Consider the following 23644-nt stretch of genomic DNA (forward strand, 5'->3'; position numbering starts at 1 on the left):
CGACCCCCGGTTGTCACAACCGGGGGTCGCTTCCTGTCTTTCCTGACAAGGATTGATGGACGGACAGGAGCACGACCTTGGCGACCAGCAGGATCCGCGTGCGCATGCGGGCCCGCCCGATCGACGAACCGCATCGGGCTTCCAGCCAGCTCGAGCTGCTGTTCGACCTGACTTTCGTGGTCGCGGTAGCGGCCGCCACCGTCCAGTTCGCGCACAGCATCGCGGACGGCCACGCCGCGGACGGGCTGGCGGGATTCCTCCAGGTCTTCTTCGCGATCTGGTGGGCGTGGATGAACTTCACCTGGTTCGCCTCGTCGTACGACACCGACGACGTCCCGTACCGGCTACTGACGATGCTGCAGATGGCCGGCGTCCTGGTGCTCGCCGCAGGTGTCCCGGCCGCGGCCGACCACGGCGACTACCTCGGTGTCACCATCGGCTACCTGATCATGCGGATCGGGCTGGTCTCCCAATGGTTGAGAGTGGCCGCCGAAGAGCCGTCGGACCGCCGTACCGCGCTGCGTTATGCGGGCGGGATCAGCGCCCTCCAGGTGGGCTGGTTCCTGCGCCTCTTCCTGGTGGATCAAGGCGTTTTGTCGTCGTCCGGCGCCCAGTTGCTCTTCTTCGTCGCCCTGGCGATCCTGGAGCTCGCCGTACCGTGGTGGGCGGAGCGGACCCGAGCCACCAACTGGCACCCGCACCACATCGCCGAACGGTACGGGTTGTTCACCATCATCCTGCTCGGCGAGAGCGTGCTCGCGGCGACTGCCGGAGCTCAACGGGCACTGGAGGCCAGTGAGGTCACCTGGTCTCTCATCGTCATCTCGGCCGGCGGACTCGTCCTGCTGTTCGCCCTTTGGTGGCTCTACTTCCTCCAACCGGCCGGAGCCGGTCTCGCGGAGCGCCGCGATCGCTCATACCTGTGGGGCTACGGGCACTACGGCATCTTCGCGTCGCTGGCCGCTCTTGGCGCCGGCCTGGAGGTTGCGGTCGAGCAGACCGGCCATCACCTCGAGGCCTCCCCCACAGCCGTCAGCTACGCCATCGCGATACCGACCAGCGTGTTCCTGATGCTCGTGTGGGCAGTCCACGCACCACTCGTCGAGACCCCCACGATCCCGGCGGCCGCTTCCTTCGCCGGCGTCTTCATCATCCTTCTGCTCCCACTGGCGACACCGTGGCTGGGAGTTCCCGGCACCACCGCCGCGACCGCCGCCGTCAGCGCCCTGCTGGTCGCCGTCACGATCGCATCAGCGCCCATCGATCGGGAGACGCCGACAGCGTCGGGCTGACCCAGGCAGGGAGCGGTCCGTCAGAGCCAGCCGCTCCGTCAGAGGCCGCAGGAGGCCGGAAGCCGTGTCATCGTAGGTTGATCATGGCAGCGGCGTCTCGAGGTGGAACACCTCCTGCGGTCTGGCCGGTCGGCCGGGTCGCGGCCATGCTCGGCGTGCCCGCGGTGACGATCCGGAGCTGGGAAGCCAGGTACGACATCGCGCCCCCGACCCGCTCCCCTGGCCGCCACCGGCGCTACAACAGCGAGGACATCGCCCGCCTGCGCCGCATGCAACGCCTGATAGCCGCCGGTACTCCGGCCGCCGACGCCGCGCGCCTCAGCGCGATCGTGCCGGACCAGCCCGATCCTCTGCCTGAGCTCGCGGCAACAGAACAGATCGCGGCGCTGCTGGCCGATCTGGAGTCCTTCCGGATCGAGGAGGCCGGGGCGAAGCTGGACGGTTGCCTCCGGCAGCGCGGCCTTCAGCCCGCCTGGGAGGACGTGGTCGCGCCGGCGTTGCGGCGGCTGCAGGACCGCTTCCAGGACACGGCCGACTGCATCGATCTGGAGACCCTGCTCGCCGACGAGGCCGCCCGCGCGGTGGACCGCTACACCGGCGGCCGCACGCTCGGCGAGGCCGCCGTCGGCCCGGTCTTGCTCGCCTGCTGCCCTGGCGAAAGGCACTGGCTGCCGCTCAAGGTCCTGCAGGGCGTCCTCCTCGAACGAGGTACCCCGGCCGTGCTGTTGGCTCCCGACCTGCCCCCCGACGCCGTACTCCGGGCCGCCCGCCGCGCCTCACCCCGTGCGGTCGTGCTCTGGTCGCTCACCCCACGCCCGGCCCAGGCGATCCTGCGCCGGCGCCTCATCGCCCGCGGCGAGCAAACCGTCGCCGCCGGCCCCGGCTGGTCCCCCAAGGTGGACCCGCTGATCCACCTGGACGATGCCGTCCACCTCCTCTCCCGCCTCTGACTCGCGCCCTTCACCCAACCCAGCGGGGTGGCTTGGTGAAGGGGACGGATCGGGAGTCGTGGACCAGTTCGATCTGGTCGGACAGGGCCCATTCGGCCACCCGGGAGACGGTGGCGGCCGGGATCAGGTCGCTGAGGCCCGGTGTTGCCGGGATGTTCGTGGTGGCGTGGGCGTCGTGCGGAAGCACCACCCGGTAGCCGAGGGACGACGCCGCGCGGGCGCTCGCGCTGACGCACATCTCGGACATCAGTCCGCAGACCGCCACCGAGCGGACCCCTCGCGTCCCCAGCAACTCGTCCAGGTCCGTGCTGTCGAAGGCGTTGTCTCTCGGCTTCCGGATCACGCTTTCGCCGGTGTCGACCGGCAGGTGCAACTCCCAGCCAGGCGTGCCCGGCTCGTCGGCCATCCCGGCCGCTCCGTCGTTCTGGACATGCACGACCACCGCGCCGCTCGCACGAGCCGCCGCCAGCAGGACCGCAGTACGGTCGACGAGGCGCTCCGCGTCCGGCACCGCGGCAAGGCTTCCCACCTGGAGATCGATCAGCAGCAGGGCCTCGACAGGCGTCACGTTCTCCGGCATGCTCGCGATCCTCGCCGCGCCCGGTCGACCCGGTCAAACCGATTACCAGCTGTCGCCGGCGGCCGGAAGAACCTGCGCGTCGCCGAGGTCACGAATCCCGTGGTCGCCGAGCTGTAGCAGTTGCAGATCGCTGCCGCCGCCCAGGTAGCGATCCGACGTCTGTTACTCCGCGGTGCGCGAGGCACTTAAAAGTGCGGAATCGAATCGAGGACTTTCGTGGTGTGGGGGCCTGTTTGCCCTGACTGACGGAGCGCGTTGACGCAGCCGTCGTCGGGCAACAGGACGAGAGGGATGGCTCACGTGACCACCACGGCAACGGTTTCGAGCGGCTCAGTCGGCCGGCAGCCGACCTTCCGGACCTGGCTGGGGGTGTTGTCCCTCTCGCTCGGCGCCGCCGTCATCGTGACCAGTGAGTTCGTCCCGGTCTCCTGCCGGCGGTCGCGGGCGAGCTGAGCGTCTCGCTCGGACAGGCAGGGGTGATGGTGCTGATCCCGGGACTGGCGGCCGCCATCGCCGCGCCCTTGGTGATCGTCGGCGCGGCGAACCTGGATCGCCGCCTTCTGGTCATCACCTTGACCACCGATCGCGTCGTACGCCGCGTGCCGCTTGATGTTCTTCAAGCCCGTCGGCCGCGGCGTCGTCCAGGTCGACCGATCCTCCCGGTCCATCCCGTGCCGCTTCGCCAACTCCCCCCACAAGACATCCCGCATCCGCGCAGCGTCATCGGCCCCGAACGCCCCGGGCACCTTGACGATCCCGTCCCGCTCGAACTCCTTCATCTGCTCGGCACCAAGCACCCACCCATCCTGCGCCGAGCTGCCGAACAGTGGCCACCGATTTACCCGCCGTCAGGGGCGCTCGCGCTGGAGGAGGACGCGGGAGCGGGTGAAGCCGAGGCGGTCGTAGAACGGGAGGGCGGCATCGTTCGCGTCCACCGTGAGCTTCCGGATGCCGAGGTCGTCGGCGGTCTGGCAGATCGCTTCCATCAGACGCCGGCCGAGACCGCGGCCGCGGTGCTCGGGTACGACGAAGACGCTCTGCACGTCGCCGGACAACCGGTGCAGGTCACCCGGATTGGGGACGCGGTCGAACACCGCGAGCCAGGCCATGCCGACGAGTTCACCCTCGAGGTCGGCGAGCTTGCAGACGGAGGTGTCTCCCCGTTCCTCCATCCACTGGCCGAGGGCGGACCCGAACTCGCGCAGTTCGTCCGGCCGGGCGACTCTCTCCGATCGAGCCCACCTCCATCGCAGCGCCGTGAGAGCGGGGAGGTCGCCGGGCGTCGCAGTACGAATCACAGCGCTCATCGGCCCACCATCGCACGTCCGGCGCGACGGTCAGTCTTCCTCTGGAGGTTCGGGTTGGGGTGAGGGGACCTGGGTTACCTCGAGGATGTTGATGCCGAGCATGTCGAGGTGGTTGAGGAGGCCGGCGAGGGCTGCCTGGTCGATCAGGTCGCCGTGCAGGACGGTCTGGGCCGGCTCGGAGTCTGCTGTCAGGGTAGGGAACGCGTCGGTCAACTCACGGGACAGCCGTCCTTTGACACGGATCACGTAGTGGCCCATGCGATGCCCCCTTTCCAGAACCCCCGTCATAACCGACTCTGATCCGCCTGAGGCCGCTAGTCATCATCCGTCTCGGGGGACCGTCGACCGCCACGACCGGACCGGCTCTGCTCACCCTCTCCGGGGGAGGCCCGCTCAGGTCAGGCCGGTGATCGCGTCGCCGACCAGCTTCATCCCGATCACCAGGCAGAGCACGGACATGATCACGGCATTGTTGTGGGCCATCCACGCCTTGAGCCGGCCGAGCTTTTCGGCCGACCGCTCACCCAGCGCGAGGTACAGGACCACCGGCGCGCCGACGCCGAGGGTGCCGATGACCGCGAACACCGCGTAGGCGACGGCCTGCTGGCCACCACTGATCCCGGTCTGCGCGATCGCCACGGCGCCGGCGACGGCCAGCAGCAGGTTCTTGGGGTTGAGGCCGGCCAGCACAGCACCGCCACCGAGCGCCTGACCAGGTCCGAACTTGTCGATCGCGCCCATCCACTTCGGCAGTGGCGCATCGTCGCCCGCGTGCGGGCGGCCCCGGAACTGCCGCACCGCGACGAGCAGCAACAGCAGCCCGAGCACGAGCTTCAGCCAACTGGCCCAGGTCGCCGGCTCGCCGTCCTCACTCGCGTCGGCCGGGCTCGCGACGACCAGGACGATCGCGCCGATCACGCCGAGCCCGAGCAGCCAGCCGACCACGAACGCGATCCCGTTGGACCTCGCCCGTGGTGTCGTCAGCATCAGGACGACCGCGATGATCGGCACGGGGCTGAGTGCCACCCCGATCGCCAGCGGCAGCGCCTGCCCGATCGCCTCGCCCATGCTTGCCTCCGACCTGGCCGACTCGAGTCCACCTTCGCCCGCCGGCCGTACTCATCCCTCACCCCGGATGGATGAGTACGGCTCTCCACGGCGCTAGGCGAGGGCCTTCGCCTTCAACGTGTCGAACTCGGCCTGCGAGATCGTGCCCGCGGTGAGCAACTCCTGCGCCTGCGCGATCTGCGCCGTGGGCGACGCCGAGCTCCCGGCGACCGACTTGATGTACTCGTCCTGCGCGGCCCTCGCACTTCCCCACGCCGCCGCCTGACGCTCGGCCATGCCCCGCCCGCGCGCGATCAGGTACACCAGGGCGGTCAGGAACGGGAAGATGATCAGGCAGATCACCCAGATCGCCTTGACCCACCCCGAGACGTCCCTGTCGCGGAACAGGTCGGTGAGGATGTTGAACAGCACCATCAGGTACGCGATGAACGCGAAGCTGACGATGATGAACCAGATGATGTCCCAGAAACTCATGACTGCATCCCTTCGCTGTCGCGCCGATCGGTTGCGGTCGGCGACGAGTTGAACAGCTCGCCGCGCGTCGTGCGCGGGAGTTCGGCCGAGTCGCTCGTGGCGTTGGCTCGGATCAGGAAGTCGGACAACGGGCCGGGGAGCTCGGCGGGCCGTTCACCCCAGTCGTAGACCACCGCGGTCCCGGCGATCAGGTCGTGCAGCGCGCGATGTTCACGCTGGAAAACGATCAGGACGAACCCGAGTCCGAGCAGCAGCACGCTCAGCGGGAAGACGCAGACGCGCACGAAGGCCCGGCGGGGCCGAACCGTTCCGCCGTCGGCCCGCACGACCCTGAGCCCGACGATCGCTTTGCCCGGTGTTCGCGCGGTAATCGCGAGACTGCCGAACGCGTAGCAGAAGGCCCAGATCAGCAGGGCCGCCGTGGCCGGCGGTGCCGACGAGTCTTCCTTGATCGAGGTGTTCAGGAAGGCTGTGGTGAGCAGATCGAGCCCTGCCAGCCCGAGGGTGAAGGAGGCGAACACGATCAGTACGTCGAGCACCGCGGCCGCGGCCCTGCTCACGGCGCCTGCGTAGTGACCGGTGATGGTGAGGCGTCCGCTCATGCCTCCTCCAGGAGAAGCGGCGGCGCCGACGGCTGCGACGGCGCGTCCCTGCGCAGCAGGTGGTTGACCACTCGGGCGAGTACCGCGTCCAGCCCGGCGAGTTGCCGGCGAGCAAGGTCGAGCGCCGAGCCAGCGACCCGGCTGGTGCTCTCGGCAACGATGTCGGGGACTCCGGACCGCTGCACCAGACCCTCGAGGTCCACGTCCCGCAGCAACGCGTCGAGGTCGACGGTCGCGAGGACGCGGTTGAGGTCGACGCGGCCGAGCAGGCGCTCCACGTCGATCCGGTCGATCAACCGGTCCATGTCGATCCGGTCGATCAGGTGTTCGAGGTCGATCCGGTCGATCAGCCGGTCGACCTCGATCCGATCGAGCAGGTGGTTCGCGTCCACCTTCTCCAGCAGCCGGTTGATGTCGATGCGGTCGACGAGGGCGTCGACGTCCACGTGCTGGAGGATGATGTCCGGCTGCACCGTCTCCACGACCCGGCCCGTGACCTTGCCCGCGAGCCGGCCGAGTATCTGGCCAGGACCACCCGACGATTCGGCCGGAGCGCTCATCAGGGCTCCCCCTCCTGTCCGTCAGGACCCGGCTCGACGCGGGCTGCGAGGTGGACCGTACGGCCGCTCCGGCCCCCACCGCATCACCCCCGGCGGGCGACGCCGTCACCAGCAACCAGCCTCACCACCCGTCCCGGGTGACTCAGGGCAGCCAGATGACGATCCCGGTGAGACCCTTCAGGACGCTGGCGACGCCGGCCCGGACGGCGGCCGCGGCGCGGGCGGGGGTGAAGGAGGCCGGGTCGTACGTCGAGGACATGCCGAGACCCTCGCCCCGGAACGAGGCGCCGGTCCAGTCGGCGGCGGTGACGTTCGCGGTGGGCTCGGCCAGTTCGGCGCCGACGACCAGGAACTGCTGGTCGAGGTGGTTGGGAGTGACCATGGCCAGCGGATCGATGAGGTCGTTGCCGGCGCTGATGATGAGATCCGGCTTCAGATCCATCGCCTCGGTGATGCGCGAGATGAACTGGCTGTGCTCACTGGCCGTGATCGTCTTGAGGCTGACGTGCTCCTGGTCGGCCCACTCCGTCACGGCGGTCACCAGCACCTTCGTCTGGGGGTCGTTCCCCGCGGTGAGCAGCACCACGCGGTAGTCCTCCGCCGGGTGGACCGCGTCCCACGAGCCGGAGCTCGGACTGATCGTCGCCTCCGGGGCGGGCGGGCGACCGGGATCGACGAATCCGGCCCCGAGATCGCCGACCGAGGTGGGCTTGGCGTGCGGCCGGGACCAGTCGTCGGCAGAGCTGCAGCCGGTGACCAGTACTGCGGTCGCGGCTGCCGCGGCCAGCGTGCCGGCGAGCCGAAGACGCGGGCGCAAGGAGATCGTCCTCCGAGGGGATGGCAGGGAAGGGTCGGCTACTTCCTACCTCATGGTTGCCGTCCCGCGGACACGTTGCCTGGCTCTGTCGGAGTCCCTTCGTCGCCTGTTCTTTTGAGATCTGCTGTTCGTTCACCGACCAGGGGCAGCGTGCGCTCGGCAGACAGAAACGAGGAGTCCATGCCGGGTCGACACCGCGCGTACGCCGTCGCCGCTGCGGCCGTAGTACTGGGCGCGGCTGCGGCCGCAGTACTGGGCTCGGCGCCGGCCGCCGCACACGGGTTCAGCTCGACCGCTTACATCGACATCAGCTCGCCGGAGAAGGGACATGTTCGGGCCGAGCTCGGGCTGGAGTACGACTTGCTCGTCGTCTCCGCTGCTGACGCCGAGAAGGACGACCCGCTCTTCAAGGAGGGCAACGCGGCGTTCGAGGACGGGGACTCGGCGAAGCAGGCCGCCGCGCTGGACGACCACGCGGGCTCTGTCGTCAAGTACGTGAGCGACCGCTTCGGTGTCACGACCTCGAGCGGGGCGTGTACTCCGGTCCAGCAGGGCGGTTTCCGGATCGAGGAACGCGAAGGCGTCCCGTACACCGTGCTGACCCTCGACTACCGCTGCCCGGAGCCCGCGGAGGCGCACGAGGTACGCACCGGGCTGTTCCCGGACTCCGAGGGCTATGTCCGCGGCACCAAGACGATCGTCACCTACGACCTCGACCTGCGGTCCGGCAGCTCCGCGCTGGACGATCAGCATCCGACGTTCTCCACCCAGCAGTCCTTGAGCCAGCGGTTCTGGGAGTTCTTCCGGCTGGGCGCGGAGCACCTGCTCACTGGCCTCGACCACATCCTGTTCCTGCTGGCCCTCATCGCCGGATCACGCCGGCTACGCGAGATCGTGCTGGCGGCAACGACCTTCACGCTCGCCCACTCGGTGACCTTCATCTTCGCCGCCCTCGGCCTCGTCCGGGCGCCCGCTGCCTTCATCGAACCTGTCATCGCCCTCTCGATCGCGGTAGTCGCGGGCTGGCACCTTTGGCGGCTGTGGCGACAGGGCCCGCTCGCCGCCGACCTCCACACACCTCGCGGCGGCCACCTCAGCCTGGACCGCGCTGGCCGGGTCCGGCTCGCCGTGGTCTTCTGCTTCGGCCTCGTACACGGACTGGGTTTCGCCAGCGCGCTGGGGATCGACCAGGCCTGGTCGTGGAAGTTGCTGTGGTCGCTGCTCGTCTTCAACGTCGGCATCGAGGTCGTGCAGCTGACGATCATCGTGGCGGTCTTCCCGCTGCTCGCCGTACTGCGCCACCGGGCGCCGCGCGCGGGACGGTGGACGACCGGGGTGATCGCGGCAGCGGTCGCGGTGATGGGCCTGGTGTGGTTCGTGCAGCGCGTGCTCGGAATCTGACCGCTCAACAGTTCCAGCCCGTGCACCCTGCCCGCCGATCCAAGTTCACCCGAACTCCACCGACCAGGACGAACGTGGCAAAGCATTCCGCACCCCACTCGTACCTGAAACGGACGGAACCTGGATGAAGCTCATCACCCGGTCACTGGCCACCAAGCCGGTGACCCGCCGGCTGGCGGTCGGCGCGACCACAGCGGTCATGGCGGTGTCCCTGACCTTCGGTGGCGCTCTGGTGACCACGGCCCAAGCCGCCACCTCGCCGGCACCCACCGGCATCGTGCTCGGCGTCGGCGCCTCCGAGTCCCAGCGCGTCATCAGCTGGTACTCCGCGACCGGCGCCGCGCAGGTCGTGCAGCTCGTGCCGACCTCGAAGCTCGAGCACGGCCGCTTTCCCAAGCACACGACCACGTTCCCGGCCACCGTCACGGCCAACACCGTCAACGGCGGCTTCAACGGCCACGCGACGATCGACGGCCTGAAGCAGAAGACCTCGTACTCGTACCGGGTCGGCACCTCCACCGGCTGGTCCCCGACCTACTCCTTCAAGACGCGCGACTTCAACGGCGACTTCGACTTCCTGTTCTTCGGCGACCCGCAGATCGGCTCGTCCGGCGACGTCGCGAAGGACGGCGCCGGCTGGCAGGACACCCTGAACGTCGCCCTCAAGGCGAACCCGAACGCCGAACTGCTCGTCTCGGGCGGTGACCAGGTCGAGACCGCCAACACCGAGACGCAGTGGGACGCGTTCCTCGCCCCCGACAAGCTGCGCCAGTACCCGTGGGCCGCCACCATCGGCAACCATGACGTCGGCGGCAAGGCGTACGAGCAGCACTTCTGGACCCCGAACACCGACCGGTCGGCGCCGTTCTACAACGGCACTCCGGCGACCCGGTCCGGCGGTGACTACTGGTACCTCTACAAGGACGTGCTGTTCATCGACCTGAACAGCAACGCGTACGCCGCCGGCTCCGACGCCGCGCACGTCGACTACGTCAGCAAGGTCGTCAAGGCGCAGGGCGGCAAGGCGAAGTACACGGTCCTCGTGTACCACCACTCGATCTACTCGCCGGCCGCGCACGCCAACGACGGCGACAACCAGTTGCGCCGCCAGGACTTCCCGACCGCGTTCTCGAACCTCGGCGTCGACCTGGTCCTGCAGGGTCACGACCACAGCTACTCGCGCAGCTACGCGATCAAGAACGGCAAGAAGGCGAACGCCAAGGAGCAGCCCGCTGCCACCGAGGTGGCCACAGGTCCGGGTGGCGTCATCTACGTGACCGCCAACTCCGCGTCCGGTTCGAAGTACTACGACCTCACCGCGCCGGACACCACCGAGGACCCGAACTACGGTCCGGACCCGCTGAACCCCAAGAGCCACTGGGCCAACTCGGTGGAGAACCAGGAGCACGTCCGCACCTACGTCAAGGTCGAGGTGGAGAAGGACAAGCTGGTCGTCCAGAACGTCCGCAGCAGCACCTGCGCCGGCCCGAACGCCGCCGTCGAGCTCGGCAACGTCTCGTGGTGCGGCCCGAACAACGGCACCAGCCCGGCTCGGCCGGTCGGCTCGCTCGTCGACAAGGTCGTCATCCACCCGTACCGCGACCACGGTCACGCTGACGCGCCGCACGGGCACGACTGGCTCCGGCAGGACGGCAAGACCGGGCTCACCCTCACCTCGCTGAGCTGAGCCTTCTCGCTCCATCAGGTGGGGTGGGCGCCTTCGGGTGCCTGCCCCACCGCCTGTCTTTCATTCGTTCCGACTCCCCGAGGATCATCAAATGCACTCGTCCAGACCGCTGACCACAGCAGTCGGAGCGCTCGCCGCTGCCATCACGCTGCTCGCCGGCCTCGTAGTACTCGGCACTGAACCCGCTGCCGCGGCCGATGACGCGCCGTGGACCGTGCAGACGTCCTCGAACGAGTTCGGGTCGGAGCGACCGAACTACAGCTACACCCTGAATCCCGGTGGCCAACTTGCGGACGGCTTGGTGATCGCCAACCAGGGCACGGCTCCGCTGGACCTCGCCCTGTACGCCGCGGACGCGTTCACCACTGACGCCGGGCAGCTCGACCTGGTGACCAAGGGCGCGACGTCGACCGGGGTAGGTGCGTGGGTCCACGCAGACCGGGACCGCGTGACGATCCAGCCGGGCAAGTCCGTCGAGGTGCCGTTCACGCTCACTCTTCCGGCCAACGCCTGCCCTGGGGACCACCTGGGCGGCATCGTCACCTCGCTGACGCAGGCGGGTGTGGAGCGACGTGTCGCCCTCCGGATCCGGTTGCGCGTCGGCGGAGAACTCAAGCCGGCCCTGTCGGTCGAGAAGCTGCACCTGGACTCGCCGGGCACACTCAATCCCTTCGGGAAAAGCGATGCCACTCTCTCGTACACGATCCACAACACGGGCAACGCGGTCCTCGCGGCTCGGCAGTCGGCCTCCGTCTCAGGCCCGTTCGGGCGGCTGCGTGCCAATTCGGGTCAGGTGGCTGACTCGCCGCCGCTGCTCCCTGGCGAGAGCTGGAAGGTTTCCGTCCCTGTGCACGGAGTGGCCTCCTCGGTGCCCCTGACCGGCACCGTCACGCTGGTCCCGCTGCTCGCCGACGCGGCCGGCTCGACCGCGCCGCTCACGGCCGTCGACACAGCTGCCCACTCCTGGCCTACTCCGTGGGCGCTGCTGATCCTTTTCCTCGTCCTGTGCGGCCTCGTCGTGGTTCTTCTGACTTCCCGTCGGCGGTCCAAGTCGGGCACTCCCGTGCAGACCCCTCGCGCCCAGGAGACCTCTCAGTTGACGCACTGACCCCGCCTAGGCTGCTCAGGCCAGTCTCCGGATTGTTGCTGACGGCCCCTTCAGCGCGAGCGGAACAGCCCTCGGCGACGGTGGTTGGGGCCTCGATGACTGTGCACGACCTGCCAGAACCGCGGCAGGTCCAGCAACGCGTCGGCGGCTTCGTCGTCAGGGTTGCTGCACAGGTAGCGGTGGGAATCGACGCCGGCGACGAAGACCTTCGGCCCGCGGGTTCCGTCCGGCGCTTGGACATAGGCGCGGCCGCCGCCGGTGCTCAGCCAGCGGATGAGGTCGTCGGCCGAACTCTCCTCGGAGTCACCGGATGGGCACTCCCAGCGAACGGTCGCGATCCCGCGCAGGCCGTCGGAGCCTTCAGCCATGCCGATCGCTGTGATCGACAACGTCGTATAACTCGCCAGGCTCATCGATCGACGCACGCTTCCTCTAGCAACCGTCCTTCGCATACTGGCACTCACCTGGCCCACCCCGGAAGGGGTCAGCCATCGGTCCCGAGTACTGAGATTCCCCGCCACGCAGACCACGCAGTACACCGGCACCGGGAGTGAACGAACCGGCACTCAGACGGACAATTGAGCAGTCGTATCAGCTGGCGAACATCTCGCGGAGGGCGGCTTCCTGCTCGTCCGACAGGTTGGACTGGATCAGTTGCGGCTTCTGGAGCCCGGTCGCCTCGAAGGTGTCCCTGACCTTGTCCTGAACCACGTCGCTCGACATCAGGAAGAGCGCCGAAGTCCCGGGGGTGATCTGATCGCGCGCAGCCTTGATGAACTCGTCGTCGATCCCGACATCGGCCAGCGACCCCGCCAGCGCACCCGAAGCAGCTCCGATAGCAGCACCCGCGAGCGGCATCAGGAAGATCATCCCGAAGAGCATCCCCCAGAACATCCCACCGATCGCACCGGCTCCGGTCAGATTGCGCAACTGCCGGGTCTTGGGCCTCCGGGCCTCCGGCTGCCACGACACCGACGCGGCATCGTGCACCTTGATCAGCTCCTGCTTCGCCAACGCCTCCAAGGTGGCGATCGCCTGATTGGCCCCGTCCCAGCTCGCGAACTTCCAGACCGTCAGTGTCGCCATCGCCCAACTCCCGTCGCATGGTCAAACCCCAGCCTCCAGCCACGCCAAGGGGCCCGCCTCACCCCGACTGGGTGACGTGGGTAGAACTAACCATGCCGTCGGGTTGCGTTGGATGGTTATGCCGATGCGAGCGCGCCGCGGTACTTCCTAGGTTGAAGCCGTCGGATCCACCGAGCAACGACGGGCCTGGGTGAGGGGATTGTCCATGGCGGCTACCAGCTCCGAACGCTTCGAGACCGTGGTCATCGGCGGCGGTCAAGCCGGCCTGGCCGTCGGGTACTACCTGGCGAAGCAAGATCAGTCCTTTGTGATCCTGGACGCCGGTGAGCGGATCGGCGACGCCTGGCGCAAGCGATGGGACTCCCTGCGGGTCTTCACACCTGCTCGCTATGACGGGCTGCCCGGTTGGTCCTTCCCCGCGCCTGGCTGGTCCTACCCCACCAAGGACGAGGTGGCCGAATACCTCGAGTCGTACGCAACCCGCTTCCGACTCCCGGTTCGCACCGGGACTCGCGTAGACGGGCTCTGGCGCGAGAACGACCGGTACGTCGTGACGTCCGGGCTGAGCCGGTACTACGCGGACAACGTCGTGGTGGCCGCGGGTGGCTACCAAGCCCCGCGGATCCCCGCGTTCGCCGCTGAGCTCGATCGGGAGATCCTGCAACTCCATTCGAGCCAGTACCGAAACCCTTCGCAGCTCCGGCAGGGCAGTGTCTTGGTGGTCGGCGCCGGCAACTCGGGTGCCGAGATCGCCGTCGAAGCCTCAGCGGACCACCAGACCTGGCTGGCCGGACGGGACACGGGTCAGGAGCCGCTCCGCGCCGGGGCTCTCCTGGATCGATTCCTCACGCCGCCGTTCTGGTTCCTGCTCTCGCACGTGCTCACCGTGCGCACACCGATAGGCCGGAAGGCCCGAGACCAACTGTCCAACCGAGGACTCCCACTCGCACGAGTCAGGCGCCGGGATCTCACCCGCGCAGAGATCGAGCGCCTGCCCCGCGTCACCGCAGTACGCGACGGCCTGCCGCTAACCGCCGACGGCCGAGTCCACGACGTCGGCAACGTGATCTGGTGCACCGGCTTCATCCCCGCGTTCCACTGGATCGACCTCCCCGTCTTCGACCAGGACGGCAAACCGAATCACACCCGCGGGGTAGTCCCCTCCCACCCCGGCCTCTACTTCACCGGCCTCTTCTTCCTCTCCACAGCCGCCTCCCCCCTGATCGGCGGCACCCCCAGAGACGCCCGCTACATCACCAACCACCTCGCCCGCCGCCCCAAACCCGCCAAAACGCCCCAGACAACCAAGCACCCGTCGGACTGACCACCCGAGACACGCTCACGTTCGACTATGGCGAGGAATTTTCCATTCGCCAACGAAGAAGTACTCGACCTGAAGGCCGGCTCGAACATCAGCCAACCCCACACCTTCTGTCATCGACAGGAGGTTGTGAACGCACCGAACGAAGGCGTGGACATTCGCCTCGAGCAGACGGGAGAAACCCTCAATGACAATGGCGACTGGAGGTTCATCCCCAGCTGTCAGTAGATCCCAAAGTCGATCATTGAAGGCCGCCCAACTACCGGCCCCGAGCAACGAAAAGCCCAACTTCCGACTCAGGTCGATGAGCATCTTCTCCTCAATGTCCTGCCCAATTTCACCTAGACCAATCCGAACCACCCGGAAGCCAGAAGCTTCAAGTTTCTCGATGGTCGGTGACAAGTGAGCCGTTTCTATCAAGTACGGCTCCGGGGACAGCCAGTCCATGCTGGACTCGACATCAATCCACAGGCGCGGCTGCCCCGGCGACTCAGCATCCACAGTTCGATCCTCCAGGTTGAATGAATTCCATGGCCTACAGATCGAGGCGCTGCCTCGCGGCCGCAACCTTTGGGTGGTGGGACGCATCGATCAAGGTATGAGACTAAGAGGATCGATCGAGAGACCAACTGCGAGAGCGCTGGCACGCCAGTGACTCTGATACAGGCAGCTGATGTACTACCGGACGGGTACACCATCCGGGCTCCTGAGCCGGATGATGCCGAGGGGATCTTCGATCTCATCTCGGCCTACAACACGGCAGTTGCCGGAGTCGCCGACTGCACCCTGAACAGCGTCGCCGACCACCTCGTCGAGCCCGGCTTCGACCGCAAGACCGACGGCTTCCTGGTGCTCGCCGCAGATGGTCTGCCGGTCGGTTACTCGACAGCCTTCGCCAAGGGTGACCCCAAGGCGATCGAGATCGAGGTGGCGTCGCGGCAGCCGAAGATCGCTGCCTGGCTGTTCGACCGGACTCTGCGGCGCGCCCAGGAGATGGGCCGCGACGGCGGTCATGCCGAGATCACCGTCGACATCTGCGTCTTCCGCGCCGACGAATCACTGCGCACTCTGCTGGCCGACCACGACTTCACCACCGGTACGACGTACCACCAGATGCGGATCGACCAGACCGGACCGGTTGCCACTCCGGAGACACCCGCAGGAGTCACCGTACGCCGCGGTGCGTACGACGACGCTACCCGCAGGACGGCTCATGACATCGTCATCGAGTGCTTCAGCGGCCAGTACAACTTCAACCCCCGCCCCCACGACGAGTGGATCGCGTACTTCGAGGCCAGTTCGACCTTCGACTGGTCCCAGTTCACCCTGCTCGAGGTCGACGGGCAGCCAGTCGCTGTCCGCATTTGCAACGACGGGTTCATCGAGACGGATAACTGTGGCTACGTCGGCACGCTCGTCGTCCTCGAGGAGTTCCGGGGACGTGGTCTGGCGAAGTTCCTGCTGCGTGACGCTTTCGCCCGCGATGCAGCCGATGGGCGGGCCGGCACGATCCTGCACGTCGACACCAACAACCCGACCCCGGCTCTCGGCCTCTACCTGTCGGTCGGCATGACCGCCACCCTCGTCTTCGACGGCTGGCGCAGCGTCATTCCAGTCACCTGACGTCTACGCAGCCCAGCCGGCCCCCTGGGCTGCGCAGGGTTTGTTCACCAGTTGGTCAAGAAGGTGTTCTAGGTTCGCGGGACTGGGCTGTCTGGTGCTGAGGAGAACATGTTGATGAGTGGTGACGAGCACGAGCAGGTTCCGCTGCACCTCGAGGTCGGGAGGGGGCACCTGCCCGCGGTCGAGCCGAGCCCTGAGCTCGGCGTACCCGAAGGTGAAGAGGATCTCGCTGAGGCCGAGGAGGAGGCCGGGTTCGACCTCGGGATCGACGTCGCCCAGCCACTCGTCCAGCCGGACGGTGAAAGCTTCGACATCGCCATCGACCTCGCCTACGGCAACGACCCCCACGAATCCTGAGCGACGCCGGTTAGAACAGCACCTCGATGGGGGCGAGGGGCACGACTCCCTTCACTGCGCGGCTGAGCTCCTCGTCGAGCGTGATCAACGCGTCCGCCTGCAGTTGCGTCAGTGCGACGTACTCCGCGTCGAGGGTGTCAGCCCACCCGAGCTGATCAGCGATCTTCCAGGCAACGCTCTGAAGGACGCGGTCTCCGAGCAGCCGGAGTCGCAACGCACGCACATAGTTGAGCCGGCGACCTGCCTCCTTCTTGGTCAGCTCACCATCGCGTACTGCCTTGTACAGGGCCGACAGCATCTGTGAGCGAAGAAGTGTCGGCGCCAGAAGCTGATGCTCAGCGGCGATCACAGCCTCGTCACCGGCCAAGCGAAGCGCGACGTCAGGACCGATCACATACCTCGTCATAACTGTCACCTCTTTAGCTGAGGTCAGCGGTGGTCGTACCAGCGAAGTACACGGAGGGCCCGGAGGGTGTTCCAGCGGCTGGGGTTGCCTTCGGATTCGTCGAGGTCGAGGTGGGTTTCGCCGGGGTGAGGGTTCTCCAGCAGCCAGCGGCCGTCGTCGGTGCGTTTCTTCTCGACCAGAGCGACGGCTTCTTCCAGGCGCTCGTCCGGTACTGCGGACGCATTGCGGAGGTAGTCGAGGGCGCGGAGTACGTCGTAGAAGTAGTACGTCGGGAAGGAGAAATGCGACCAGTCCGGGTCGATCACCTCGCCGGTGGACAGCCGGTGGAGGAGGCGGCGCTCGACGAGGTACTCCTGGCCTTTCAGGCGCGCGGCGGTCAGTTCCGGGGTGACGCCCGTGGCGCGCTCGTGCTCGAGGAGACCCTCGAGCACGCAGATCGTGCTGTGGAAGGACCCCCGGGTCGAGCCGCGCTCCTGCTCACAGTTCCACCCGCCGTCGCTCATCTGCTCGCCCAAGAGCCGGTCGACGATCACCTGCACGTCCTGGCCGTAGTACGAGCCGAGCGCGACCGCCAGACCGTTGATGCACGGCTCGACCTCGCCGTCGAAGAACGGCAGGTCGTCGTACTCCCACTTGGCGTTCTCGCGCACCGGAACCACCGCACGCCGGGCTGGTTCGCTCCGCGGGTCGAGGCCTAGGTTGCGCAGGAGCGACAGGGTCCACGCCGTTGAAGTCCAGCTGGGGAAGTACGTCCCGCCACCCCAGCGGCCGTCCGGCTCCTGCAGCGCCAGCAGTTGGGCGCCCCAGCCTTCCACGGCAACCCGGGCTCGCTCTGCCGCGACCGCGTCGTCCCCAGCGGCGGTCAGGTCGCGCATCACCTGCCACCGGATCGACGGATCCGAGTCCAGCAACCACTCCACGACAGCCACCGCTGCTCCCATCCCGAGGCATCGCTCCAGGTCGGGAGACTAGCCCGGCACCGGTCGCTAACCCAGACCCAGAACCCGGTGACATCAGACCTCCAACGCTCGTCGGTAGTCCGATACTCACCGTCCCCATCCGACCACGCTCTCCGCCCGCGGCGAATAGTCCGTCTCCAGGGCTGACGGCTGTCGACACTCGCCGGTGCTCTCCCCGATGATCGGGACGTGAGTTCCGGAGAATCCGCGGCGGACTGGGCGATCCGCCAGGTCGAGGCCGTGCGGGATCAGCCGGCGGCTCGTCTCGAGCTGATCGCTCGCACGTACCGCGGACCGACCGGCCGGGCTCCTCGGCATCTGCCCTTCCGCCGGTCGGCGATGAGCTTCATCCGCTGGCAGATCAACCGTGGCGTACTGGCACCACTGAACGCAGACCCTCCAGGGAGTCCGTGGTGGCGTGCGGTCAACGAGCGACTGCTGCGCGACGGCTGCGAGGCGGTCGCTCGCAGCGGCGGATTGAGCGGTACTCCGTCGTCCCACGCCGTCGAGCAGTGGATGTCGTTCGTCTCTGATCCAACCGCCCGCACGTGGTACCAGGCGCACAACGCCAGCATCATCTCCGCCTACCTCGACCATCGTGACCTGGCAGACGCCGAAAGCCGTCCAGAGCGGTTCTTCCTGAACGTCGTACTGCTGCGCGTCCTCTACGCGCATGCCTTGGTCGCTGCTCCACGTCTCGCCCTCGGCCGACTCGCCTCGCTGGGACCGCTGCTCGGCGATCCCCGACTCTGGATCCCCGGCGTCTTCGTGTCGCTGTCGCGGGTCCTTCCCGATCGCTACCCCCTCGGCGACGAGGTCGCCGCGTACGTCGCAGCGGAGCGCAACATCGGCCAGATTCTGGACTACGGCCTCGTCAGGCCCCGGCTGCAACAGCTCTACGAGTGGTCCGCCAAGCAGCTCGACGAACCGGCCCTCCTCGAGTGCATCCGCGAAGGCAGTCCCGTCTATGCCTGGTCCTTCGCCGATCGGGCCGTGTGGCATCCCGCGCGCCTTGCCCCCACTGTCCGCGCGATCGAACGCGTCGCACCAGCGACCCGCCAAGGGGAGCAGCGATAAAGCCGCCAACGCTTGCCGGCACAGGTGAAACTCTTCGGTCTCGGTATTGCGCCACTGCACCGACAGCGCAACCGTGGAGAGATGAACCGCTCTGAGGAAGAACGTGCGATCGCTGAGGCCGCCGAGCGACTCATCAAGGCGTTCCCCGGCCTCTCACGCGAGACCATCGAACACGCCGTGGCCGAGAGTCGCCCCGAGTTCGACGGCAACCCGATCCGCGACTTCGTCCCGCTGTTCGTCGAGCGCTCCGCCAGGCACCGCCTACGGACCCTGACAACCGCCGGATAGGTCCGCGAACGCGGTACGGGGTGCGCTGCGGGTCATTCGGCGTGTGCCCGGCGACCGATCCCTGGCGCGGCCTGGTCACGATTTGCCCACGCCTGGAGACGGCCGCTTGTCATGCCATCGTGTTCTCTGCTGCCGTGGCTTCCTGCACCCGGACAGGAGGAAGCCGACGGTGGTTGGGGACGGTACGGCGCCCAAGGACGTGGCTGAGGCCCTGCAACTCGCCTACTCCGCGTTGAGGCAAGCTGTCGAGCTGGAACGGAAACGCCGGGACGAGGACGTCGATCCGGAGACCTGGGCAGCGGAGATCCACGAACTGCGCACCATGATGTCCGCGGCCGGGCTGATGATGCAGTCCATCGGCTTGTCCCGCTTCACGGACCGGGTCGCATGGGGCACCCAAGGCGCACCGCCCGAGCAACCGAACCTCAAGCCGAGGCAGTTCCTCCTGCTGGCCGAAGCCGATCTGCAGACCGCAAATCACCACTTCGAGCAGGCGGCGAACAGCCTGACCGCCGCCCGCTTGAAGCTCGGCTACCTAGTCTGATCCGTCAAGCCCGCGGGCACTGTTCCCGCGCTGGCAGGTCGCGCCCCAGGCATCCGCACCGCCTGACCCTCAACCTTTCAGTGGTCAGGGGTTTCGCCGCGGTGCCGGACCACCCAGGTCTCCGCCTCCCGCAGGGCTTTCTCGGTCGACTCCCCGACCAGCTCGGTTGCCTCGAGGACGCTGACCGGCTCGGACAGGTGCAGCCGGTCGGTACGACGGAGGAGCTCGGCGAGCTCGTGGTCCACCCCGCTGAGGTAGAGCCGGCCCCCTACCTTGTCCAGGGCTGCCGCGTAGTCGGCGACCACCTTGACGAACGTCGCGCCGACGGCTGTCCGCCCGCGCAGCCGCAGTATGACGGCAGGGGCCTCGGTACCGGCTGGGTCGGGCAACCGCGCCTGCAGGGTGCGGGCACCGGCGTAGAGCAGGCTGCCGTACACATCGAGCACGATGGCCTGATGGCTGGACAGCAGCTCGGGGGCCGGGTGTTCGGTCCAGCGGCCACCGCCGGCGGGTTTCAGTTCGACGACCTTGAGATCCATCGCCTCCTGGTTGAGCTGCAACAGCAGCGACAACGCCACTCCGATGCCGACGGCGGCGGCAACGGGCAGGAACAGGGTCGCGCAGAAGGTGGTGACGACCGCGATCTGAGAGGTGGGGCCGGTGCGCATGATCGTGCGCAGCTCACCGAGCCTGAGCGACCTGCTGGCCGCATAGATGAGGACCGCCGCCAGCGTGGGCATGGCGACGAGGCCGATCACGCCGGAGAAGGCGGCGAGGATCACCAGCATCCACAGACCGGAAAAGATCACCGCCCACCGGGTGCGGCCGCCGACCGCCTGGTTCAGGGCGGTCTGGCCGACCGAACCGCCCACCGGCTGGGCGCGGAAGAAGCCCGCAGCGATGTTGCCCACGCCCTGGGCGATGAAGTCCTGGTTCGGGTTCGAGGCAGGCCCGTCCCGGTTCGGCGCGGCCTCGGCCACACCACTGCCCTGGACCAGGACGATGGCCACGACGGACAACGCGCCGGTGACCAGCGAGAACGACAGCAGGCTGAGGTCCGGCAGGTGCGGCATCGGAATGCCACGCGGTATCGCCCCGACGTCCTCTACCCGCGCCACCGAATCGGCACTGGCGAGGATCACGCCCGCGGTCGGGACGGCCAGCGCCACCAGCGCGCCGATCGCCGACAGCCGGGTCCGGGACAGGCCGAAGAGGATGCCGAGTGCCGCGAGCCCGGTCAGTACGGACGCGACATCGATCTGCGATGGATGGAGGAGGACGTCGACCGCCTTCGCGAGCGCGAAGTCTCCGCTGGCATCGACGCCGGCCAGGTCGGGCAACTGACCGAGGAGGATGTTGACCGCGATCCCGGTGAGGAAGCCGATCATGACCGAGTGCGACACGAACCGGGTGTAGCGCCCGAGCTTCGCGATCCCCGCCGCGATCATCACCACGCCCGCGATGAGCGTCAGCAGCACCAGGGCGTCCGGCCGGTCCGCGGGATCCACCCCTGCCAGGGCAGACCCGGCCGCCAGGGCCGAGGCCGAGGTCGTGGTGATCACCATGAGCCGGGTGCTCGACGACAGCCCGCCCGCGATCGGACCGACGAAGGCGGCGTAGAGGCCGTGGATCGGGTTCACGCCGACCAGCACCGCTGTGGCCATGCCGTCGGGAACGCTGCTGATCGCGCCGGGCAGGCCGGCGACCACGTCGGCGCGCAGATGCCGCCGTTCCGGGCGTATCGATCGCAGCCAACGCAGTACGGAGCGCGGGCTCACGCGGTCACCACCGCTCACGCGAGCCTCCTTCCGTCGCCGCGGACGTCGAGCGCCTCGTCTCCGCCGGAGAGTGGATGCGTCGCCGGCACCAGTAGAGCCGCCGGGAGCGGCCGTTGGCTTCACCCTGCCTGGATGAATGCTCGCCCCGTGGAGTCGGCTAGGGGAATGGCTCAGCCGAAGGTGAAGGCGGAGATTCCGGGGCTGTAGGTCAGGGTCATCGTCTTGCGCTCCTGCGCGGGCTTGTCGACCAACTGGTAGGCGTTCGGAGTACCGATCGCCCAGTCGCCGCCCAGGCTGTAGGTGTCGTCCGGCTGCTGCGGATTGAGGCCGAAGGCAACGGTTTTGTTCGGCATGGTCTGACCGTAGTCACCCTCGCCGAACTTGATCGACCGAACGGTGCCCTCGGCATCGACAAGGTACTTCGCCGGCCAGTACTGGTTCCGGTACGCCAGCAGTCCGATCAGGGCCAGGGTGATCATCGCGAGCAGCTCCATCCACCAGGCGTCACGGTCACCGGCAGTTCGGTACCGACACACCTGGTGGATGGCGCCGCGGCATTACAGCCGCGGAACGCGACCCCTAGAGGATCGCCGAATGCCTGCGTCGTTCGGCCTCCTACCCGCGCTAGACCAGGACGTGCGCGGTCAGCGGCACCGACGTGTCCGCGAGCCGATCCGGGTCGACCGGTTGCCTGCTGCGGATCAACTCCTGGACCGGCGCGATGCCGTCGTCCCACAAGTTGACCTGCATCCCCGCCACCACCCGCTCATTGGCCAGCCAGAATGCGTGGAACGCCTTGCCCTCGACGTCCCCGCGGGTGACGAGCCGGTCGTAGCCGTCCGGGCCGAACCAGCCGGAGAACTCCATCCCGACGTCGTACTGATCGGTGAAGAAGTAGGGAAGCCGGTCATAGGCGACCTGCTGACCGAGCATCGCCCTCGCGGCGACGGGTCCGCCGTTCAGCGCGTTGTCCCAGTGTTCGGTCCGCAGCTGCCCGCTGTAGAAGGGATGGTACGAATTCGCCACGTCGCCGACCGCGTAGACGTCCGGGTCGTCGGTGCACAGCATTTCGTTGACGACGATCCCGTTGCGGCAGGTGAGGCCGGCCTGCTCGGCGAGCTCGATGTTCGGGCTCGCGCCGATCCCCACGACGACAGCGTCGGCCGCGAACGCGCTGCCGTCCTCGGTCAGGACACCGGTCACCCGCTCGGTCCCCTGGAACGCTGTCACGTTGTGGCTCAGCCGCAGATCGACACCGTTGCGCAGATGAAGCCCGGCGAAGAAGGCGCCCATCTCGGTCCCGAGCGCAGCGAGCAGAGGCACCGGTTGCGGATCGAGGACGGTCACGTCACAGCCGTACTCCCGGGCTGCGGCCGCCGTTTCCAAGCCGATCCACCCGGCGCCCACGACGACGATCCGGCCGCCGGCACGAATCGCCTCGCGCAGCCTGTCCGAGTCTCCGACCCGGCGCAGGTAGTGGATAGCGTCGAGGTCCGCACCCGGCAACTGCAGGTGGCGCGGTGACGACCCTGTCGCCAGCAGCAGCTTCGCGTAGCCGAGGCGTTCGCCGGTGTCGAGTTCCACCTCGTGAGCAGGGCGGTCCAGCCTCGTCGCGCGTCTGCCGAGCAGCAGTTCCACCTTGTGTTCGTCGTACCAGGACTCTTCGTGGACGTAGATCTTCTCTCGATCGTCCTTGCCCAGCAGGTAGCCCTTGGACAACGCGGGCCGCTCGTACGGGCGCTCGCTCTCGTCGCCGATGAGGACGATCCGCCCCGAGAAGCCTTGCTCCCGCAAGGCCTCGGCTGCCTTCGCGCCCGCCAGACTCGCGCCGACGATGACGTAGGTGGATTCGTTGATCATGATTGGCGGGCCGGCGCGTACTTGGCGGCGAGCCGGGACAGCGCGACGGCGCCGACCAGCAGACCGAAGTCGCGCAGCGCGACGTCGTAGAAGTCCGGGATCGTCAGCAGGTTGACGATGATGCCCGCGAGCCAGGCGGCCACGATCAGCGCGCCGTACCGCGGGATCAGGGCGACGGCCACACCGGCGACGATCTCGATGACCCCGATCAGGTACATCGCGTCCTGGCCGGACCCCGGAACGATGTCGTTGATCCACGGAGCGAGGTACTGCGGCCAGTCGGTCAACAGGTTCGCGAACTTGTCCAGCCCGAACAGGATCGGCGCCACGGTGAACACGGTGCGCAACAACAGGAACGCCTGGTAGCCGGGGTCGGACAGCGCTTCGCGGTCGACTAGCCGGGTGGTCGGCTGGTGGGTGGTCATGAGCTTCTCCTTCTAAAGTCGATGTGTTTTGACTTTAGAAGCGCCCAGGACTTTTCGTCAATGGGAGTTGGCTT

At 67.8% G+C, this 23644-nt stretch carries 29 protein-coding genes; 11 read left to right on the forward strand and 18 right to left on the reverse strand.

Annotation, left to right across the window (positions count from 1 at the left end; all coding sequences use genetic code 11):
- The first annotated feature begins 77 nt into the window (after positions 1-77).
- Together ACFPJ1_RS21695 and ACFPJ1_RS21700 are read left to right on the forward strand one after the other, a co-directional pair.
- Positions 78-1292 carry a low temperature requirement protein A gene (locus ACFPJ1_RS21695; RefSeq protein ID WP_380106424.1) on the forward strand — a complete coding sequence of 405 codons (1215 nt, stop codon included), beginning with the start codon at positions 78-80 and terminating at the stop codon, positions 1290-1292.
- An 83-nt stretch (positions 1293-1375) separates the two neighbouring features.
- Complete coding sequence (locus tag ACFPJ1_RS21700) at positions 1376-2242, forward strand: MerR family transcriptional regulator (protein ID WP_380106426.1); 867 nt, start codon at positions 1376-1378, stop codon at positions 2240-2242.
- Between the two features lie 10 nt (positions 2243-2252).
- Here the strand turns inward: ACFPJ1_RS21700 and ACFPJ1_RS21705 are convergent, their stop codons facing one another.
- From ACFPJ1_RS21705 to ACFPJ1_RS21745, 9 genes are all read right to left on the reverse strand, one after another.
- A complete protein-coding gene (locus ACFPJ1_RS21705; protein WP_380106428.1) occupies positions 2253-2822 on the reverse strand; it encodes an isochorismatase family protein in 570 nt (189 codons plus the stop codon).
- A 296-nt stretch (positions 2823-3118) separates the two neighbouring features.
- Positions 3119-3619: a hypothetical protein gene (locus ACFPJ1_RS21710; protein ID WP_380106430.1), complete on the reverse strand. Its 501-nt coding sequence runs from the start codon at positions 3617-3619 to the stop codon at positions 3119-3121.
- A gap of 51 nt (positions 3620-3670) precedes the next feature.
- Complete coding sequence (locus ACFPJ1_RS21715) at positions 3671-4129, reverse strand: GNAT family N-acetyltransferase (RefSeq protein WP_380106432.1); 459 nt, start codon at positions 4127-4129, stop codon at positions 3671-3673.
- Positions 4130-4159: 30 nt separating this feature from the next.
- Positions 4160-4387, reverse strand: a complete 228-nt coding sequence (locus ACFPJ1_RS21720; protein WP_380106434.1) for a hypothetical protein — start codon at positions 4385-4387, stop codon at positions 4160-4162.
- 135 nt (positions 4388-4522) lie between these two features.
- Positions 4523-5197, reverse strand: coding sequence for a GAP family protein (locus ACFPJ1_RS21725; RefSeq protein ID WP_380106436.1), 675 nt, complete (start codon positions 5195-5197; stop codon positions 4523-4525).
- Positions 5198-5290: 93 nt separating this feature from the next.
- Entirely contained in the window at positions 5291-5671 is a 381-nt protein-coding gene (locus tag ACFPJ1_RS21730; RefSeq protein ID WP_380106438.1) for an SHOCT domain-containing protein, read from the reverse strand.
- Positions 5668-6273 carry an RDD family protein gene (locus ACFPJ1_RS21735; RefSeq protein ID WP_380106440.1) on the reverse strand — a complete coding sequence of 202 codons (606 nt, stop codon included), beginning with the start codon at positions 6271-6273 and terminating at the stop codon, positions 5668-5670. The genes ACFPJ1_RS21730 and ACFPJ1_RS21735 overlap by 4 nt, the downstream gene beginning before the upstream one ends.
- A complete protein-coding gene (locus ACFPJ1_RS21740; RefSeq protein ID WP_380106442.1) occupies positions 6270-6833 on the reverse strand; it encodes a hypothetical protein in 564 nt (187 codons plus the stop codon). Before ACFPJ1_RS21740 ends, ACFPJ1_RS21735 begins: the two co-directional genes overlap by 4 nt.
- Before the next feature lie 142 nt (positions 6834-6975).
- The gene (locus ACFPJ1_RS21745) at positions 6976-7650 is read right to left on the reverse strand and encodes a type 1 periplasmic-binding domain-containing protein (protein ID WP_380106444.1); all 675 of its coding nucleotides are present in this window, start codon (positions 7648-7650) and stop codon (positions 6976-6978) included.
- Between the two features lie 180 nt (positions 7651-7830).
- Here ACFPJ1_RS21745 and ACFPJ1_RS21750 point away from each other — a divergent pair, with 180 nt between their 5' ends.
- From ACFPJ1_RS21750 to ACFPJ1_RS21760, 3 genes are all read left to right on the forward strand, one after another.
- Complete coding sequence (locus ACFPJ1_RS21750; protein ID WP_380106446.1) at positions 7831-9051, forward strand: HupE/UreJ family protein; 1221 nt, start codon at positions 7831-7833, stop codon at positions 9049-9051.
- 124 nt (positions 9052-9175) lie between these two features.
- Positions 9176-10738, forward strand: coding sequence for a purple acid phosphatase family protein (locus ACFPJ1_RS21755; RefSeq protein ID WP_380106448.1), 1563 nt, complete (start codon positions 9176-9178; stop codon positions 10736-10738).
- A 91-nt stretch (positions 10739-10829) separates the two neighbouring features.
- On the forward strand, positions 10830-11846 hold the full coding sequence (locus ACFPJ1_RS21760) for a WxL protein peptidoglycan domain-containing protein (protein WP_380106450.1): 1017 nt from the start codon (positions 10830-10832) through the stop codon (positions 11844-11846).
- A gap of 50 nt (positions 11847-11896) precedes the next feature.
- Here the strand turns inward: ACFPJ1_RS21760 and ACFPJ1_RS21765 are convergent, their stop codons facing one another.
- The gene (locus tag ACFPJ1_RS21765; RefSeq protein ID WP_380106452.1) at positions 11897-12259 is read right to left on the reverse strand and encodes a hypothetical protein; all 363 of its coding nucleotides are present in this window, start codon (positions 12257-12259) and stop codon (positions 11897-11899) included.
- Between the two features lie 178 nt (positions 12260-12437).
- Complete coding sequence (locus ACFPJ1_RS21770) at positions 12438-12932, reverse strand: DUF1269 domain-containing protein (RefSeq protein WP_380106455.1); 495 nt, start codon at positions 12930-12932, stop codon at positions 12438-12440.
- Positions 12933-13137: 205 nt separating this feature from the next.
- On the opposite strand from ACFPJ1_RS21770, the gene ACFPJ1_RS21775 reads away from it, so the two are divergent.
- Complete coding sequence (locus ACFPJ1_RS21775) at positions 13138-14256, forward strand: flavin-containing monooxygenase (RefSeq protein WP_380106457.1); 1119 nt, start codon at positions 13138-13140, stop codon at positions 14254-14256.
- A 15-nt stretch (positions 14257-14271) separates the two neighbouring features.
- Here ACFPJ1_RS21775 and ACFPJ1_RS21780 read toward each other — a convergent pair whose 3' ends face one another.
- Positions 14272-14754 carry a hypothetical protein gene (locus tag ACFPJ1_RS21780; protein ID WP_380106459.1) on the reverse strand — a complete coding sequence of 161 codons (483 nt, stop codon included), beginning with the start codon at positions 14752-14754 and terminating at the stop codon, positions 14272-14274.
- 150 nt (positions 14755-14904) lie between these two features.
- On the opposite strand from ACFPJ1_RS21780, the gene ACFPJ1_RS21785 reads away from it, so the two are divergent.
- Together ACFPJ1_RS21785 and ACFPJ1_RS21790 are read left to right on the forward strand one after the other, a co-directional pair.
- Positions 14905-15876, forward strand: coding sequence for a GNAT family N-acetyltransferase (locus tag ACFPJ1_RS21785; protein WP_380106461.1), 972 nt, complete (start codon positions 14905-14907; stop codon positions 15874-15876).
- A gap of 114 nt (positions 15877-15990) precedes the next feature.
- Positions 15991-16233, forward strand: a complete 243-nt coding sequence (locus ACFPJ1_RS21790) for a hypothetical protein (RefSeq protein ID WP_380106463.1) — start codon at positions 15991-15993, stop codon at positions 16231-16233.
- A 10-nt stretch (positions 16234-16243) separates the two neighbouring features.
- Here the strand turns inward: ACFPJ1_RS21790 and ACFPJ1_RS21795 are convergent, their stop codons facing one another.
- Positions 16244-16639, reverse strand: coding sequence for a type II toxin-antitoxin system VapC family toxin (locus ACFPJ1_RS21795; protein ID WP_380106465.1), 396 nt, complete (start codon positions 16637-16639; stop codon positions 16244-16246).
- A gap of 23 nt (positions 16640-16662) precedes the next feature.
- A complete protein-coding gene (locus ACFPJ1_RS21800; RefSeq protein ID WP_380106466.1) occupies positions 16663-17568 on the reverse strand; it encodes a prenyltransferase/squalene oxidase repeat-containing protein in 906 nt (301 codons plus the stop codon).
- 219 nt (positions 17569-17787) lie between these two features.
- Here ACFPJ1_RS21800 and ACFPJ1_RS21805 point away from each other — a divergent pair, with 219 nt between their 5' ends.
- From ACFPJ1_RS21805 to ACFPJ1_RS21815, 3 genes are all read left to right on the forward strand, one after another.
- Complete coding sequence (locus tag ACFPJ1_RS21805) at positions 17788-18675, forward strand: hypothetical protein (protein ID WP_380106468.1); 888 nt, start codon at positions 17788-17790, stop codon at positions 18673-18675.
- A gap of 81 nt (positions 18676-18756) precedes the next feature.
- Complete coding sequence (locus ACFPJ1_RS21810) at positions 18757-18963, forward strand: three-helix bundle dimerization domain-containing protein (protein WP_380106470.1); 207 nt, start codon at positions 18757-18759, stop codon at positions 18961-18963.
- Between the two features lie 169 nt (positions 18964-19132).
- Positions 19133-19507, forward strand: coding sequence for a hypothetical protein (locus ACFPJ1_RS21815; RefSeq protein ID WP_380106471.1), 375 nt, complete (start codon positions 19133-19135; stop codon positions 19505-19507).
- A gap of 77 nt (positions 19508-19584) precedes the next feature.
- Here the strand turns inward: ACFPJ1_RS21815 and ACFPJ1_RS21820 are convergent, their stop codons facing one another.
- The 4 genes from ACFPJ1_RS21820 to ACFPJ1_RS21835 form a co-directional block, all read right to left on the reverse strand.
- Positions 19585-21303 carry a SulP family inorganic anion transporter gene (locus ACFPJ1_RS21820; RefSeq protein ID WP_380106473.1) on the reverse strand — a complete coding sequence of 573 codons (1719 nt, stop codon included), beginning with the start codon at positions 21301-21303 and terminating at the stop codon, positions 19585-19587.
- A 152-nt stretch (positions 21304-21455) separates the two neighbouring features.
- Positions 21456-21779, reverse strand: coding sequence for a thioredoxin family protein (locus ACFPJ1_RS21825; protein ID WP_380106475.1), 324 nt, complete (start codon positions 21777-21779; stop codon positions 21456-21458).
- Between the two features lie 130 nt (positions 21780-21909).
- Positions 21910-23145 carry an NAD(P)/FAD-dependent oxidoreductase gene (locus tag ACFPJ1_RS21830; RefSeq protein ID WP_380106477.1) on the reverse strand — a complete coding sequence of 412 codons (1236 nt, stop codon included), beginning with the start codon at positions 23143-23145 and terminating at the stop codon, positions 21910-21912.
- Positions 23142-23570, reverse strand: a complete 429-nt coding sequence (locus tag ACFPJ1_RS21835; RefSeq protein WP_380106479.1) for a DoxX family membrane protein — start codon at positions 23568-23570, stop codon at positions 23142-23144. Before ACFPJ1_RS21835 ends, ACFPJ1_RS21830 begins: the two co-directional genes overlap by 4 nt.
- Positions 23571-23644 lie beyond the last annotated feature (74 nt).

Origin of the sequence: Kribbella qitaiheensis (genome assembly GCF_042657745.1) — a bacterium.
Classification (GTDB): domain Bacteria; phylum Actinomycetota; class Actinomycetes; order Propionibacteriales; family Kribbellaceae; genus Kribbella; species Kribbella qitaiheensis.